This is a genomic window from Shewanella electrodiphila, from assembly GCF_023283985.1.
GTDB lineage: Bacteria > Pseudomonadota > Gammaproteobacteria > Enterobacterales > Shewanellaceae > Shewanella > Shewanella electrodiphila.
Map to the genome: position 1 here is coordinate 394934 of NZ_JAKIKU010000002.1, position 17311 is coordinate 412244.

Sequence of the window (17311 nt, forward strand, 5' to 3'; positions counted from 1 at the left end):
GTAATTAAGTAAGCAGTAGAGCAACAGATTATGTATAACGAATCTCCTATTATTCGCCGCCCTTCAAGCCGTATTTATGTTGGCGATGTTCCTATCGGTGATGGTGCGCCTATCGCAGTTCAGTCGATGACGAACACCAAAACGACTGACGTTGAAGCGACTGTGGCACAAATTCGTGCACTTGAAAAAGTAGGCGCAGACATTGTTCGTGTCTCAGTTCCTACAATGGATGCAGCTGAAGCATTTAAGTTGATTAAACAAAGTGTCAATGTTCCGCTTGTTGCCGACATTCACTTTGATTACCGAATCGCACTTAAAGTGGCTGAATATGGGGTTGATTGTTTACGTATTAACCCTGGCAATATCGGTAATGAAGAACGCATTCGAAACGTTGTGGAATGTGCGCGTGATAAAAACATTCCAATTCGCATAGGGGTAAACGGTGGTTCATTAGAAAAAGATCTAATGGATAAATACCATGAACCGACACCTGAAGCTTTACTTGAATCAGCAATGCGCCATGTGGATATTTTAGACCGTCTTAATTTTGACCAGTTTAAAGTCAGCGTAAAAGCCTCTGATGTGTTTTTAGCGGTTGAGTCATATCGTTTACTGGCCAAACAAATCAAGCAACCATTGCATTTAGGCATAACCGAAGCGGGCGGAGCGCGTGCGGGTTCGGTTAAATCTGCAGTTGGTTTAGGCATGTTACTGGCTGAAGGTATTGGTGATACTTTACGTATTTCGTTAGCAGCGGATCCTGTTGAAGAAATTAAAGTGGGCTTTGATATCTTAAAGTCGCTACGTATCAGAAGCCGTGGTATTAACTTCATTGCGTGTCCATCATGTTCTCGTCAAGAGTTTGATGTGATCAACACTGTTAATGCACTTGAAATGCGCCTTGAAGACATTACCACAGCAATGGATGTTTCTATCATTGGCTGTGTGGTAAATGGCCCTGGTGAAGCATTAGTTTCAGATATTGGTTTAACCGGTAGCCATGGTAAAAGTGGTTATTATGATGACGGGAAACGTCAAAAAGAGCGCTTTGATAACAATGATTTAGTGGATTCGTTAGAAGCTAAGATTCGTGCGAAAGCAGCGATAATGCAAAACAGAATCGATATTAAAGACGCAACAGAATAAGTTTGTTTTAGACAACAATTACACCTTACCAGCGATGGTAGGTGTTTCTTTGTGTAAGGCATGTAGATTAATTTAAGTCCTCGGTCATCGATTTTAAATCGAACAAAACGATTTTATTTTGAACACGATACGACGGCGAGTTAACACAAGTAGGCAAAACGTGGCTAAACAGATCCAAGCAATTCGCGGAATGAATGACATTCTGCCAACGCAAAGCCCATTATGGCAAAAAGTAGAATCGGTTATCCGTTCTACTGTGAGCGCATACGGCTATAGCGAAATTCGTACTCCGATTGTTGAATCAACCGATCTTTTTAAACGTTCAATCGGTGAAGTGACCGATATCGTTGAAAAAGAAATGTACACTTTTGCAGATCGTAACGAAGACAGCTTAACCTTACGTCCAGAAGGTACAGCTTCTACCGTACGCGCTGGTAATGAACATGGCTTACTTTATAACCAAGAGCAGCGTTTATGGTACATGGGCCCTATGTTCCGCCATGAACGTCCTCAAAAAGGTCGTTACCGTCAATTCCACCAGTTTGGTGTTGAAGTGTACGGCATTCCAAGTGCAGACATTGACGCTGAAGTATTAATGCTTTCAGCGCGTCTTTGGGAATCATTTGGGATTACTGAACACGTTAAATTAGAGTTAAATACGTTAGGCGATCCAGCTGAGCGCGCGGCCTACCGTGATGCACTGATTGCGTTTCTTGAGCAACATAAAGAACAATTAGATGAAGACTCACAGCGCCGTATGTATTCAAATCCGCTGCGTGTATTAGATTCAAAATCACCACAAGTTCAAGCTTTGTTAGCCGATGCGCCAGCATTGATGGAGTACTTAGGTGAAGAGTCGAAAACACATTTTTCAACCTTATGTGAACTCTTAGACGCTGTTGGAATCCAATACACAGTTAATCCTCGCCTTGTTCGTGGATTAGATTACTATAACCGCACTGTTTTCGAGTGGGTGACGGATAGCTTAGGCTCTCAAGGCACTGTTTTAGCAGGTGGTCGTTATGATGGACTCGTCGGCCAATTAGGCGGTAAAGATACGCCAGCAGTTGGTTTTGCAATGGGTCTTGAACGTATTGTATTACTGCTAGAAACCCTTGAACTAAACAAAGATGTTGCCCCAGTTGTTGACGTTTATGTCACAGCAATGGGTGAAAACTGTTTAGTTGAAGCAATTAAAATTGCACAAGAGTTGCGTCAAAGCCTGCCACAGCTTAAAGTCATGAGTCATTGTGGTGGCGGTAACTTTAAAAAGCAGATGAAGCGTGCTGATAAAAGTGGTGCTGAGTATGCATTAATCATTGGTGAGAACGAAATTGAGAACCAACAGGTTGCAGTTAAGCCATTGAGAAATAAGAACGAACAACTTTTGGTTGCCCGAGACGATTTGGCGACCACGATTAAATCATTATTTTAATATTAGCTGATAGCTAATAAACAGAACTGAATAGAAAGGGGAAGTGCGCGTGGATATTTATAGCACAGAAGAACAACAAGTAGATGCTATTAAGCAGTTCTGGAAAGATTACGGCAGCTCAATCATTGTAGGTGCGGTAGTAGGTCTAGGTGGATTATACGGTTGGAATTACTATTCTGACGTAAAAATTGAAAATGCTGAAGCAGCGTCTGAAGCATTCCAAAGCATTACTGCTAATAGTACAGACAGCACAGCTGTGATGGCTGCAGTAAGCGACTTTGGTCAGCAACATGATCAACAAGGTTATCAAGCATTGCTTGAACTAATGTCTGCTAAAGCAGCTGTTGAAGCTGGTGAGCTAGATAAAGCTGAAGCAGCCTTCACTAAAATTATTGCAGCTAACCCAGGTGCTTCACTAGCATCTTTAGCAACGATACGTTTATCACGTATTCAAGCTGAGCAAGGTAACTTAGGCACTGCATTAGCAACTTTAGAACAAGTGAATGATGAAGCGTTCAATGCGCAACGTGACGAGTTAAAAGGCGACTTCTTAGTGCGTCAAGGCGACATGGATAAAGCAAGATCTGCTTATCAAGCAGCGGTAGATAATGGCGGCACGTTATCAAGCCCTGCTCTACAAATGAAGCTAGACAATTTAAACAAGGCATAAGGAATTAGCCGAATGAAGTCTTTATGCAAAACCTTGCTAGCTGCGGGCTTAAGTGTCGCTATGCTATCTGCTTGTTCTTCAAGCGATAATGAAGAAGAAGTTGTAACAGAACTAACTGAAATCCAAGCAACAGTATTTCCTGAGGTAAATTGGGAAGTCAGCGTAGGCAATGGTGTGGGTGATTACTACTCACAACTTAAACCTGCTGTTTTTTATGGTCACGTCTATGTGGCTGATCGTAACGGTACTGTTATCGCGTACGATCAAGAAACAGGCAAGGTCGCTTGGCGTAAAGATTTAGCGTCAGAATTTAAAGATACTGCGCTAGCTAATACCAGACAAGCCCGTATTGCTGCAGGCGTAACCGTTGGCCGTAATAAAGTCTTTATTGGTGGCGAGTCAGGATTGCTTGTAGCGCTTGATGCTAAAACCGGTGAAACGGCTTGGCATGCTATTGCAAGCGGCGAATTATTATCATTGCCAACAGTGTCTGAAGATTCAGTCGCTGTGCATACCAGTGATGGTAACTTTGAGTCATTTTCAATTGAAGATGGCAGCAAGTTATGGACTCATGAAATGCAACTGCCAAACCTAACCCTTCGCGGTACAGGTTCAGCGGCATATGACTCAGGCGGTTTCTTCTTAGGGACTGCTGATGGTAAAATATCAGTTATTGTTAAAAATAACGGTCAAGTGGCTTGGGAACAAGCTGTGTTTACTCCAACTGGCGGTAACGAGTTTACTCGTATGGCTGATGTGGATATGACACCGTTAATTTTGGGCGATAATTTATACGCGGTAAGTTACAATGGTAACTTGGTGTCAATGGAGCTTAGAACGGGTCGTGTTGTTTGGACACGTAAGTACTCAAGCTTTAATGAACTCGCCGCAGCAGGGGTTGGACTTTATGTCGTTGATGACCATAGTCGTATTTACTCAGTAGATAGACGAAATGGTTTAGAACTTTGGAGTAATACTACGTTAACAAACCGTGGTTTAACTTCTCCTGCAGTTATTGGTTCTTATATTGTTGTAGGTGACTTTGAAGGTTATCTGCACTTTATCGATCGCAGCACTGGCGAAGTCGCTGGTCGAGTTGAGGTTGATAGTGATGGTTTATTCTCGCAGCCGGTAGTGGCTGGAGACAAAGTTTATGTGCAAGGTCGCAGCGGGAAGCTAGCTACTGTAATCCTGCCATAAATTAACCAGTAAACCTTATTAGAGCCCCTGGAAGTGTGTTCCGGGGGCTTTTTATTTAAAAGTTTTTAGAGGCAAAATCATGATCCCTGTAGTGGCCCTGGTGGGGCGACCTAATGTTGGTAAGTCAACTTTATTCAACCGTCTTACTCGCACAAGAGATGCGCTTGTCGCCGATTTTCCTGGTTTAACACGTGACCGTAAATATGGTCGTGCGTTTTTATCTGGTTACGAATTTATTGTGGTTGATACTGGTGGTATCGATGGCACTGAAGAAGGGATCGAAACCAAAATGGCTGAACAGTCGCTTGCTGCGATTGAAGAAGCTGATGTCGTATTATTCTTAACTGATGCGCGCGCAGGTCTTACTTCTGCTGACTTAGCGATTTCAGAACATTTACGTAGCCGTGATAAAACCACCTTTGTTGTTGCCAACAAAGTTGATGGTATTGACGCTGATTCAGCTTGCGCTGAGTTTTGGTCGCTGGGTTTAGGTGAAGTTTATCAAATGGCAGCTGCGCAAGGCCGCGGCGTGACCAATATGATTGAATATTCACTGGCTCCTTATGCTGAAGCGATGGGTATTACTCGTCAAGATGCTGATGAAGACGGTGAAGAAGTTCGTGAATACACCGAAGAAGAAGCCGAAGCGGAGCAAGAGCGTCTACAAAACTTACCGATTAAACTTGCGATTATTGGCAAGCCTAACGTGGGTAAATCAACGCTGACTAACCGTATTTTAGGTGAAGAACGTGTTGTGGTTTACGATGCACCAGGTACAACTCGTGACAGCATTTACATTCCAATGGAACGTGAAGGTCGTGAGTATGTGTTGATCGATACTGCTGGTGTTCGTCGCCGTGCAAAAGTACATGAAGTTATCGAGAAGTTCTCGGTGATTAAAACGTTGAAAGCGGTTGAAGATTCTAACGTAGTATTGTTAGTGATTGATGCGCAAGATGGTATCTCTGAGCAAGATTTAGGCTTATTAGGTTTTGCATTGAATGCGGGCCGCGCAATCGTTATTGCTGTGAATAAATGGGATGGCCTTGACCAGTCATTTAAAGAAAGTGTTAAGAGTGAATTAGATCGCCGTTTAGGCTTTATTGATTTCGCCCGTATTCACTTTATTTCAGCATTACACGGAACTGGTGTTGGTCACTTGTACGAATCTATTGAAGAAGCGTATGACAGTGCGACACGTCGTGTGAGTACGTCAATGCTGACGCGTATTATGCAAATGTCACAAGATGATCATCAGCCACCATTAGTACATGGTCGCCGTGTTAAGCTTAAATATGCTCATGCTGGTGGTTACAATCCGCCAATCGTTGTCGTGCACGGTAACCAGGTGAGTAAGTTACCTGACTCATACAAACGCTACATGATGAACTATTTCCGTCGTTCATTAAAAGTGGTTGGTACCCCAATTCAGATCCGCTTCCAAGAAGGTGCGAATCCGTTCGAAGGTAAAACCGAAAAGCTGACTATTAGCCAAGAGCGTCGTCGCAAACGTGCTATGAGCCACATTAATACTCGTAAAAAATCACAGTCTTAATTAAGAAGGTCGTTGACACTAAAAGTGCGATGACTTTTGACTGATTAAAAAAGCCTGAATTGAAAAATTCAGGCTTTTTTGTTTTTAGCAGATGTTAGTTAAAAACAACTGTGGCGGTATGACACCTTATCTGGCTTTCTGTTTAGGTGCAGATGAACGAGTTGATGACTTATGCTGCGTTGTTCTATTGCCCACATTTCTATTGCTTACATTTCTGTTAGTCATATTTCTATTATTCATATTTCTATTACTGCTGCTCTTATTTGTAGATGTGTGCTGTCTAGATGAGTACTGCTTTGACGACGCATGATTTTGCGTTGTCCTCGCTTTAGACGAGCTATTGCTAGCGCGTTGACTATATTGTCGACTCTGATTGTTGTGATTATTCGCTTTGCTAATGGCTTTGTTATTCGCATAGTGATTCGTCGACTTATTCTTTTGAACGTTATGATTAACCTTGTGGTTTGATTTACTGTAAGTGCTTTTGTTATTTACAGCATGACGTTTATTGTCTTTTAACGCTTTGTTGACTCGATTGTGCTGCGAATGCTTTGAGTTTGCAGGCATATGCGAAGGCTTGTTAACTGAGCTATGCACTATTTTTGTCTTGTTATAGCGTTTTTTATCGTATCGATGGCTGACTTTAGGCGCTTTATAAGCGACACCTCGGCGATGCGCGGGTTTATGCTTCCATCGCTGTGAACCACTGCTATAAGCAATTTTATGTGGTTTGCGGTAATAACGCGTATTACGATGATTAACCACTACGACACGGTGATGTGACCAATGCACAGCACCAAAGAAGTAGTTAAAGTTTATGTAAACACTTGGCCCCCAATATATTGGACGGTGTGGGCGATAATAAGCGTGTGCTGGATAATGCCAGTAAACAGGCGGGTATGCATGCCAGCGCCAGTGACCGTAAACCACTCTTGGGTCGTACACTGGAACATAAATGACTTCAGGCTTGGCAGGCTCAATAATGATCTGTTTCTCGACACGGGTAACTGTCATGTTATCCATATCATTAAAGCTATCTGCTTCGTCAGCTTGTTGCCTAAGCGCCTGAACACTGGCAAGCACTATAGCTTCATCTTGCAAGAAAGCTTCACCGAGTTCTTGAGTCCAATCTAAATCTTCATTGAGTTTTTCAAGTACGGTAGGGAAAGCGACAAGGGCAGTGACACTGGGATCCCAATCTTGTTGTTCAGCCTGCTGCATTTTTTGACTGCTACTTAAACTGCTATTTTGTTGCTCCCAACGACGGGCCTGAACGATTTCAAGCGGATACGTTGCTGCAATTAAAATATGCGTCAATAAGCTGTCTGGGTAAAGTGCAATAGGCGCAAGCATTTGCGCTAACTGCGCTTCAGAAAGCTGAGACTGCTCAAATTGAGCGTCATTATTGGCATTGGATTGGCTATCAACAGCTAACGCCGCTGGTGACAGTAAGCACAGGCTCATTAGCCCTGCTTTTAATAGTTTATTGGGGATAGATAATAGTGTCATTTTATCTCCATGTACCAAACATCGGTACTTTACGAATGTTAGGGATAGAATAACTAAGTGAAAATGAACACAAGATGAAAGTGTATTAGATAGGGCTAACTAAATGAGATAATCTTTTAGTCGCTATTTAGCCAATTAAATGGATAAAGACTTAATGGCGAAAGGTGACTGTAAATTTTGCGCCGCCATACTGCTCTGATTGAGCAACTGTTAACTCACCTTGGTAGCTATTAACCAAGTCTTGAACGATGGCTAGACCAATGCCATGTCCTTGATTGTAGGTGTCAGCGCGAATACCACGCTCAAAAATATTTTGGCGCTGCACTTCAGTTAAGCCATTACCATCATCTTCAATGATAAAATTTAAGCTGGAGTCAGTTTTTGTTACCGATAAACAAACCTGCGTTTTCGCCGCCTTACAAGCATTATCGAGCAGATTACCCAGCAGTTCATGTAAATCCGCTTCTTCGCCTTTAAATACCAGTTTAGCAGGGGCTTGATAGTCGATATCAATGTGTGACTGTTGATATATCTTAGCTAAGGTTCTAATTAATTTGCTGGCTACATCATCAATGCTCACCCCTAAATGCCATGCTTGATTGGCACTGGATTTAGCCTTGTTGAGCTGATAACTAATGATGTTATTAATATTATTTGCTTGCTCTTTAGAGTCCGGACTTAAGTCCGTTTGGCTTTGCAGCACGGCTAATGGCGTTTTTAAACTATGAGCTAAGTCGGCTAACGCATTTCGGTAGCGCTGGCGCTGAAGTTGCTCTGTGTTTAGCAATACATTGAGTTGTTTTGCGACAGCATTTAACTCGTTGGGGTAATGTTGATTTAATCGTGTTTGTTGGCCTTGCTCTACTAATGCTAGCTCTTTCGTGAACTGGTTTAATGGCTTTAATGTCCAGAATAACCAAATAGCCTGAACCAAAGCCAATACAATCATGAGCACGATAAGCCAAGTCCAGAGAGTGGTGCTGAACTCACTCACTTGCTGTTGATAGTCAGCGTCATCTTTAACAATATGTACTGTGATTGCCAGGGGTGTTTCATTGGTTTCAAAGCTAACACTAAAGCTATACACAACATGGTTATTGTTGCTGTTACCAGCTAAATCATCAAAACGAACTTGGGTGAGCTGGCCTTGGCCCATTGGAGGTGCTGGCAGTAATAATGCTGTTGATTGATTCGTGGGTAAATCTAAGCCTAGAAAAGATTCTGAGTGCCAAACCAGTTTATCTTCTGAAGATATAAGGGCATACAAGCCAGAGCCAATCACATTAAATTGGTTTTCTAATAGATAATTGGGCATGACGACGTGTTCATCTTTGACTTCAGCGACAGCTAACACTGAATAAACATAAGCGCGTAACTGGTTATTAATCGATTGGGTAATTTGATGTTGGAAAGCACCATTAACTGTGATGCCAATCAGCGGGAGCAATACCAAAATCAACAACAGGCCGCTGAGCATTAATCTGATTTTTAATGAATTAATCCCGCCAATAAAATTTGACCTTGCTTGCTTGTTAAGCCATTGGGTTTTGAATGTGCTCAGCCAATTCATGACGACTAGCCTGCAGCTAATTGTCGCAGGCGATACCCTTGACCGCGCAAGGTTTCTATCAGTTTATATTCGCCGTCGGGATCGAGCTTTTTGCGCAGACGGCGGATAAATACTTCAATGACATTTGAGTCTAAGTCGAAGTCTTGATCATAGATATGTTCAATCAAGGTGGGTTTAGAAATGACTTCGCCTTGATGCAGCATGAAGTATTCAAATAATTTAAACTCTGAACTACTGAGAATAATGGGGTTTTGTAAATGCATTAGCTCAAGGGTGCGAGTATTGAGGCTAAATGGTCCGTTAGTCACTGTTGGGCTAGCTTTTCCCACTGAACGGCGTATCAATGCATTTAAACGGGCAACAAGCTCTTCAGGTTGAAACGGCTTAGTAAGGTAATCGTCAGCGCCAGAGTCTAGCCCAAGCACCTTGTCTTGCCAGCCGTCTCTAGCGGTTAAAATAAGGATTGGGTAATCAATTTGCTTTTGACGAAGTTGCGTAATTAGGCTCAAACCATCAATTTTAGGTAAGCCGACATCGATAATCGCGGCGTCATATTGATATTCAGTTGCTTGAAATAAGCCATCTTCACCGTCAGATGATATATCGACGCTGTAATTAGCGGCTTGTAAATGCTCAGTAAGGTTTCTCTGTAAGCCTAAATCATCTTCTACTAACAATATTCTCATGGCTAATTCCTTGAAATTGAACCGGTACGCGCATTAACGGTGGCATAAAACACCATGCCATTATTAGAGAGTAATTTAATTCGGTAGCCCGTTGAATTACCCACTTTTGTCGATTGCACTGATAGCACTTTTGCAGAGTATTGTCGTTTGGCGATTTGCGCCGCTTGTGAAGAACTCTTCACGGCTAAAGATTGGGATTTACCTGAACCGCCTTTGGTTTTGTTATTAAACCCAGGGTGACCAATATTTACTGAAGAGCTGATTGAAATAGCACTGCTGAGATTAGTAATAACTGACATAGGCGCAGCCTGAACCGACCCCATTGTTATTGAAAACAATAGAAACGATAGCAGGGAAGTGCATAATCTCTTGTTTAATTTGCTCATTATCAGCGTCCACATCAATATTTATCTTTAAAATCAGTTATCAGTGTAAAAGATCCCTTTCAATATAGAAACATCTGCATCGATGAATATCAATTGCTTTGGTATTCGCTCAAAGTATGGATTGGTTTATATGAATAGAAGATGAATAGCTTGCAGTGGCGCAGCTACTGGTTATTTATGTCAGTCACTTTTTATGTAAGTCACTTTTTATCTAAGTCATTTTTTATCTAAGTCAATTTTTATCTAAGTCAATTTCATGTAAGTCATTTTTCGTGTTCAGCTTGCATTCATTTTGATTCCTTTTAAATAACAACTCATCAATAACAAGCTTTGAGTGATTAAGTGCAATTTACTCTAGCGGTTAAATCTGAATGAGAGGGAATACAAAATGGATATTAAATTGATAACGCAAAACCGTTTCAGTCAGGTGATTAGTGTTTTTACTAAAGTGAGTTGCGCATTAATACTAACGTTTGCGCCGACAGTGAATGCTGACGAATATGAGCAAGATATGATTGTTGTCAGTGAGGGGAGGCAAGTTAGTGGTGCAGCCTCTTTAAGTGAACCAGCAGGTAAAGCATCATTATCACCTGAGCAAAAACAAACCTTGCTGCAATTGATTGCGGATGAGAAAGCCAAACGCAAATCTGATGCGGCGCAAGGAAAACCATTAGCTAAGCGTGCAACGCGCGAGTACATAACGAGTTTACGCCAAGCAGGGCAGTTATCTGTCAATGCATTACACAGTGTCAACCAAGCGTCTCAAGCACTTTCCAAATTAGAAACTTCAGTAAATGAAGTTACAACAGATGCAGCAACAACTCCTTCTGCAACTCATGCAACAACAACCAATCCAGTAACAGCCAATACAGTAACAACAAATACAGTTACAGCAAATAACAGCATTGAAAGTCAGTCATCCAATAGCAAATTATTAACTAATCACGTATTGCAGCAGTCTATTATTGGTTATCGCGATTTTGATATTTATGAGGCTTATAGCCGTCTATTTGATGATTTTGATGAAGATGGTTTTTATCAAACTTTTAGCGTGACCTTTGATGCTGATGTCTATGGTTTTACCCAAGGTGAGCCTGCTAATGTTTATGCTGAGCTGTATTTAAGTCGAAATGGTGGTCCATGGGAGCATTATTATTCTACCGAAGTGTTTACCATTTATGGTGATGCCACCGATGATGATTATGAAGTGCTGACAACCTTAGCGCAGGGATACAAAACTGATTATTACGATGTCCTTATCGATTTATATGAGTTTGGCTATGAAGATATTGTCGCGACATTAAGTGCAGATGAGTCTGATGGTTTATATGCCTTACCACTAGAAAGTAGTGACAGAGATGAAGTGTACGAAGAAGAATATATTGAAGTCGTTGAAACTGAGGTCATCGTTAGCGGTGGTAGCTTGGCTTGGAGTGGATTATTGATGTTGCTACTTCTAGCAATGAGACGTTCAAACTTGAATGCTTAAGTTGCAGTCTCTCTAATGATGAACCTTGTGATTATGAAAACAAAATCCCGCTAATGCGGGATTTTTCTGGTTGTTGATAAGGTGTGTTGATATTAACGCCAGTTGCCAGTTGCCACCTATGACACAACCGACTTTACTTCACCTTGATTAAGTTGAGTTGTCAGTATTTCGCCCGTTTTCACTTGCTTCGCATCTTGTAAGATATTGCCTTTACCGTCTCGGGTAATACTGTAACCACGGCTTAATGTGGCCAATGGGCTAACGGTTTCTAACTGATGTGCGCTGTAACTGACTTGTTGATTGGCGTTAGTTAATCTTGTTTTCATGGCATCGTTAAGTCGATTACTTAAATAGCTCACTTTGTTTTGTTCTAACGTTAACTTATGAGCTGGGGATTGCTGCTGAAGTTGGCCTTTCAAGCGTTGTTGTTTTAACGCTGCGTTAGATAATTTGTATTGCATGGCCGACTCAAGTTTTAGCTGCATTTCATCAAAGCGTTGCTCAAGTTGTTGTAGTTGCCTTTTAGGATCTTCACGTTGCAGCTGGTGGCTTAACTCTGTCAGTAGTGTGCTTTGGTGCAATAAGTAATGACGCATAGCCTGGCGTAATCTTGAAAACGTCAGGTTGAGCTTTTGCGTCTTATTGCCTTTATCGTCCGATAATAACTCGGCACCCGCTGATGGTGTTGGCGCTCGTACATCCGCGACATAATCACTGATGGTAGTATCAATTTCATGACCCACAGCGCTAACAACGGGTAAGGCACTGTTATAAATCGCATGGGCTAAGTCTTCATCATTAAAACACCATAAGTCTTCTAATGAGCCGCCGCCACGGGTAAGCAGTATCACATCGACTTCTAAGCGTTTATTAGCTGTAGTGATAGCACTGATGATTTGCTTGCTGGCACTGGTTCCCTGGACTTGTGTAGGGTAAATCACCACTTCGATTGACGGGTCGCGCGTTGATAGTACTTTGACCACATCTCTTACGGCAGCGCCAGTAGCTGAGGTGATAACACCTATTCGTTGAATATTTTGCGGTAATGGGCGCTTAGTTTCTGTTGCAAACAAGCCTTCAGCGGCTAATTTCAGTTTAAGTGCTTCATATTGCTGTGCGAGTAATCCATCACCTGCAGGTAACATTGATTCCAAGAGTAATTGATAATCACCGCGAGGCTCGTAAACACTGATAGAGCCTTTAACTAATACTTGTTGGCCATTAACAGGTTTAAAAGGCACTGATTGATTACGGCCTTTGAACATTGCACAGCGAATTTGCGAGCGGCTATCTTTTAAGGTCATATACCAATGACCTGAATTTGGGGAAACAAAGTTCGAGATTTCGGCCTCAAGCCACACCTTTCCTAGCTCTCCTTCAAGCAGCTGGCGGACTTCACCGTTTAATCGGGAAACGGTGTAAACATTATTTTTCGAGCTTTTCATCAAATTCAACCGACCAATAGTATTTTTTCACTATTTTCCATTTACCAACCTAAATATGCAAGGTATAATCCCGCCGCAATATTTACCCTTTCTAAACCCTACACTTTCTGGGAGATGTTGCATGTTAAGATTAAGAAATGACGCACTAACATTTGATGATGTACTACTAGTGCCTGCTCACTCAACCGTCCTCCCAAATACCGCTGTTCTGAAAACTCGTCTGACTAAAAAAATTGAATTAAACACACCAATCGTGTCTGCAGCTATGGATACCGTAACTGAAGCTCGCTTAGCGATCGCGATGGCGCAAGAAGGTGGTCTAGGTTTTATTCATAAAAACATGACGATTGAACAACAAGCTGAAGAAGTTCGTAAAGTTAAAATCTATGAAGCTGGTATCGTACAGCAGCCTGTTACAGTGACGCCAAGCACCACGCTAGCTGAACTTAAGCAACTGACTGAACGTAACGGTTTTGCTGGTTATCCAGTGATTAACGATGCGAAAGAGCTTGTGGGTATTATCACTGGCCGTGATGTTCGTTTTATTACTGACTGGAGCCGTACCGTTGAGCAAGTCATGACGCCGAAAGATCGTCTTGTTACTGTGCTTGAAGGGACTAAGCTAGATGAAGTTCAAACCCTAATGCATTCACATCGTGTTGAAAAAGTATTAGTAGTTGATGCTAACTTTAAGCTTAAAGGCCTTATCACTGTTAAAGATTTCCAAAAAGCAGAACGTAAACCTAATGCATGTAAAGACGAATTAGGTCGTTTACGTGTTGGTGCTGCTGTTGGCGCTGGTGCAGGCAACGAAGAACGCGTTGAAGCATTAGTTAAAGCTGGTGTTGACGTATTGCTGATTGATTCTTCACACGGTCACTCTGAAGGGGTATTGCAACGTATTCGCGATACTCGCGCAGCTTTCCCTGATTTACAAATTGTTGGCGGTAACGTAGCAACAGCTGAAGGTGCATTAGCCTTAGTTGATGCAGGTGTTGATGCCGTTAAAGTGGGTATTGGCCCAGGTTCAATTTGTACTACTCGTATCGTTACTGGTGTTGGTGTACCGCAAATTACTGCTGTATCAGATGCCGCAGCTGCGATTAAGCATTTAGATATCCCTGTTATTGCAGATGGTGGTATTCGTTTCTCTGGTGATTTAGCTAAAGCATTAGCTGCGGGTGCATCATGCATCATGGCCGGTTCAATGTTTGCTGGTACTGAAGAAGCGCCAGGTGAAACTGAACTTTATAACGGCCGCGCTTATAAGTCATACCGTGGTATGGGTTCTTTAGGTGCGATGACGCAAACACAAGGTTCATCTGACCGTTACTTCCAAAGCGATAACGCCGCTGACAAATTAGTACCAGAGGGTATTGAAGGTCGCGTAGCTTATAAAGGTAAATTAAAAGAAATTATTCACCAACATATGGGCGGTTTACGTTCATGTATGGGGCTTACTGGTTGTGCAACCATTCAAGAGTTAAACGAAAAAGCAGAATTTGTAAAAATCACTTCTGCTGGTATGGGCGAGTCTCATGTCCATGACGTGACAATCAGTAAAGAAGCGCCGAACTATCGCAGCGGTTCTTAATACATTAAAGGCGGCAATGTGATTGTCGCCTTTTTTCAATCTTAAAATTCATTGAGATTGAAAGTACACCTACTATAAGCAAAACCAGATATAAGGTATCCCATGAGCAACATTCATGAGCATAAAATCCTGATCCTCGACTTTGGATCGCAATACACGCAGTTAATCGCCCGCCGTATTCGTGAAATCGGTGTTTATTGTGAGCTTTGGGCTTGGGATGTATCTGAAGAGCAAATCAAAGGATTTGCTCCAAATGGCATCATCTTAGCCGGTGGTCCTGAAAGTGTTACAGCCGAAAACTCGCCTCGTGCTTCTGAATATGTGTTTAATGCAGGCGTGCCTGTTTTAGGTATTTGTTACGGTATGCAAACCATGTCTGAGCAATTAGGCGGTAAAGTTATTCAAGGTGTGGGTGAAGGTGAATTTGGTTATGCACAAGTTGAAGTGCAAACTGAATCAGCGTTATTTAAAAGCATTGAAGATGCCATTAGCGAAACAGGCAAGCCATTACTAGACGTATGGATGAGTCACGGCGACAAAGTATCAGAAATTCCTGAAGGTTTCGTAACTGTTGCTAAAACAGAAACGTGTCCTTTCGCTGCAATGGCTAATGAAGACAAGAAATTCTACGGTGTGCAATTTCACCCAGAAGTCACGCACACTCGCCAGGGCAAGCGTATGCTTGAGCACTTCGCCCTCGATATTTGTGGTTGTGATGCTAACTGGAAGCCATCTTCAATCATTGAAGATGCTATCGAAAAACTTAAAAAACAAATCGGTGATGACGAAGTTATCTTAGGCTTATCAGGTGGTGTTGATTCATCTGTTGTGGCTATGCTGCTTCACCGCGCGATTGGTGACAAACTAACTTGTGTATTCGTTGATAACGGTTTATTGCGTTTAAACGAAGCAGAGCAAGTGATGGATATGTTTGGCGATCATTTTGGACTGAACATTGTTCACGTTGATGCAGAAAACCGTTTCTTAGATGCGATGGCTGGCGAAGCAGATCCAGAAGCTAAACGTAAAATCATTGGTCATGTTTTTGTTGATATCTTCGATGAAGAATCAAAAAAATGTGTTAATGCTAAATGGTTAGCACAAGGCACTATTTATCCAGATGTCATTGAATCTGCTGGCAGTGCAACAGGTAAAGCTCATGTGATTAAATCTCACCATAACGTAGGCGGATTGCCTGATGATATGGAAATGGGATTAGTTGAGCCATTACGTGAGTTATTTAAAGATGAAGTACGTAAAATTGGTTTAGAGCTAGGTCTGCCATACGACATGCTTTACCGTCATCCATTCCCTGGACCGGGTTTAGGTGTACGTGTACTGGGTGAAGTGAAAAAAGAATACTGTGACTTACTGCGTTTAGCTGATGCTATCTTCATTGAAGAGCTGCATAAAGCCGACCTTTATAACAAAGTCAGCCAAGCATTTACGGTTTTCTTACCAGTACGTTCAGTTGGCGTAATGGGTGATGGTCGTAAATACGATTGGGTTGTATCCTTGCGCGCTGTTGAAACCATTGATTTCATGACTGCACATTGGGCACACTTACCTTATGACTTCTTAGGTCGTGTATCTAACCGCATTATTAACGAAATCGACGGTATTTCGCGTGTGGTATATGATATTTCAGGTAAGCCACCTGCAACCATTGAATGGGAATAAGCTTTCATTCGTTTTCCAATCAGTTTTGATTAAAGACAAAAAAGGCGCTTAGGCGCCTTTTTTATTGGGATAAATTTATTGTTGTTTGGCGTATAATCAGCTGAAGTCAGGCTAAGTCACACACTGTACACCTGAATATTTAAACCATTTTCAATCAGCTAAACATCGCGAAATATAAATCATCGGTATACCTAAGAGACACTAATGACGTTAGAAAACAAACTTAGCATCAGCCACAAACAGCAAGCGAGTGAGACCAAGCCATTCACTGAAGAAGAGTTAGCCTTGCTTGCTATTCAAGATGAGAAATGGATGCGTGTGGCAATAGCGTTGGCGAGTGAAGCAGAAGCGCTGGGTGAAGTGCCTGTTGGCGCAGTTTTAGTTAAAGATGATAAGTTAATTGCGTCAGGGTTTAATTTAAGCATTACAGAACACGACCCCAGTGCTCATGCTGAAATGCAGTGTATTCGCGCGGCAGGTAAAATATTACACAATTACCGCATGCTAGGTGCGACCTTGTATGTCACTTTAGAGCCTTGTCCAATGTGCGCAGGTGCAATGATCCACAGCCGCATTGAGCGGGTGGTGTTTGGCGCAAAAGACTTAAAAACAGGGGCGGCGGGAAGTGTGATTAATCTATTACAAGACTCGCACTTCAATCACCAGTTAACGGTAGATTCTGGCATTTTAGCTGAAGAATGTGCGAGTCAATTGAGTCAGTTTTTTAAACGTCGACGTGATGAGAAAAAAGCACTGAAAAAGCTGCTAAAGCAACAATCAGACTTGTTGCTGCAAAAAGGCAAAGAATAACTTTTGACGGTTTAACATTCTGCGTTGTTTCAATTTAATGCTGCTACGGCGACGGGCATTATTATTCATATTGGGTCTTCTCATTGTGCACCTATATTGACTGTATGGTTAAATGTGTCACTGCATGTATGACTGC

Annotated in this window: 14 protein-coding genes; 9 read left to right on the plus strand and 5 right to left on the minus strand. The window is 42.0% G+C overall.

The genetic code is table 11. The features are described 5' to 3' along the window. The first annotated feature begins 30 nt into the window (after positions 1 to 30). The 5 genes from ispG to der all read left to right on the plus strand — a co-directional run bounded on the left by ispG (position 31) and on the right by der (position 6006). Positions 31 to 1146: a flavodoxin-dependent (E)-4-hydroxy-3-methylbut-2-enyl-diphosphate synthase gene (gene ispG, locus L2737_RS05265; RefSeq protein ID WP_102528862.1), complete on the plus strand. Its 1116-nt coding sequence runs from the start codon at positions 31 to 33 to the stop codon at positions 1144 to 1146. A gap of 160 nt (positions 1147 to 1306) precedes the next feature. Next, a complete protein-coding gene (gene hisS / locus L2737_RS05270) occupies positions 1307 to 2581 on the plus strand; it encodes a histidine--tRNA ligase (RefSeq protein WP_102528861.1) in 1275 nt (424 codons plus the stop codon). Positions 2582 to 2630: 49 nt separating this feature from the next. Continuing rightward, a complete protein-coding gene (locus L2737_RS05275) occupies positions 2631 to 3251 on the plus strand; it encodes a tetratricopeptide repeat protein (RefSeq protein ID WP_229372305.1) in 621 nt (206 codons plus the stop codon). Between the two features lie 12 nt (positions 3252 to 3263). After that, entirely contained in the window at positions 3264 to 4451 is a 1188-nt protein-coding gene (gene bamB, locus L2737_RS05280; RefSeq protein ID WP_102528859.1) for an outer membrane protein assembly factor BamB, read from the plus strand. A gap of 79 nt (positions 4452 to 4530) precedes the next feature. After that, a complete protein-coding gene (der, locus tag L2737_RS05285; RefSeq protein WP_229372303.1) occupies positions 4531 to 6006 on the plus strand; it encodes a ribosome biogenesis GTPase Der in 1476 nt (491 codons plus the stop codon). Positions 6007 to 6132: 126 nt separating this feature from the next. Here the strand turns inward: der and L2737_RS05290 are convergent, their stop codons facing one another. The 4 genes from L2737_RS05290 to L2737_RS05305 form a co-directional block, all read right to left on the minus strand. After that, entirely contained in the window at positions 6133 to 7515 is a 1383-nt protein-coding gene (locus L2737_RS05290) for a DUF3300 domain-containing protein (RefSeq protein WP_248955004.1), read from the minus strand. 151 nt (positions 7516 to 7666) lie between these two features. After that, entirely contained in the window at positions 7667 to 8992 is a 1326-nt protein-coding gene (locus L2737_RS05295) for an ATP-binding protein (RefSeq protein ID WP_248955119.1), read from the minus strand. Between the two features lie 98 nt (positions 8993 to 9090). Then, the gene (locus L2737_RS05300) at positions 9091 to 9771 is read right to left on the minus strand and encodes a response regulator transcription factor (protein ID WP_102528851.1); all 681 of its coding nucleotides are present in this window, start codon (positions 9769 to 9771) and stop codon (positions 9091 to 9093) included. A gap of 2 nt (positions 9772 to 9773) precedes the next feature. Beyond that, the gene (locus L2737_RS05305; RefSeq protein ID WP_133146647.1) at positions 9774 to 10070 is read right to left on the minus strand and encodes a PepSY domain-containing protein; all 297 of its coding nucleotides are present in this window, start codon (positions 10068 to 10070) and stop codon (positions 9774 to 9776) included. Positions 10071 to 10545: 475 nt separating this feature from the next. Between L2737_RS05305 and L2737_RS05310 the strand changes: the two genes are divergently transcribed. Further along, entirely contained in the window at positions 10546 to 11646 is a 1101-nt protein-coding gene (locus L2737_RS05310; RefSeq protein WP_248955005.1) for a choice-of-anchor H family protein, read from the plus strand. 116 nt (positions 11647 to 11762) lie between these two features. Here the strand turns inward: L2737_RS05310 and xseA are convergent, their stop codons facing one another. Continuing rightward, positions 11763 to 13091: an exodeoxyribonuclease VII large subunit gene (gene xseA, locus L2737_RS05315; RefSeq protein WP_229372295.1), complete on the minus strand. Its 1329-nt coding sequence runs from the start codon at positions 13089 to 13091 to the stop codon at positions 11763 to 11765. A gap of 121 nt (positions 13092 to 13212) precedes the next feature. Between xseA and guaB the strand changes: the two genes are divergently transcribed. From guaB to tadA, 3 genes are all read left to right on the plus strand, one after another. Then, positions 13213 to 14685: an IMP dehydrogenase gene (guaB, locus tag L2737_RS05320; protein WP_102528849.1), complete on the plus strand. Its 1473-nt coding sequence runs from the start codon at positions 13213 to 13215 to the stop codon at positions 14683 to 14685. Between the two features lie 102 nt (positions 14686 to 14787). Continuing rightward, a complete protein-coding gene (gene guaA, locus L2737_RS05325) occupies positions 14788 to 16365 on the plus strand; it encodes a glutamine-hydrolyzing GMP synthase (RefSeq protein ID WP_248955006.1) in 1578 nt (525 codons plus the stop codon). A gap of 204 nt (positions 16366 to 16569) precedes the next feature. Continuing rightward, complete coding sequence (gene tadA, locus L2737_RS05330) at positions 16570 to 17175, plus strand: tRNA adenosine(34) deaminase TadA (RefSeq protein WP_283108264.1); 606 nt, start codon at positions 16570 to 16572, stop codon at positions 17173 to 17175. Positions 17176 to 17311: the final 136 nt, after the last annotated feature.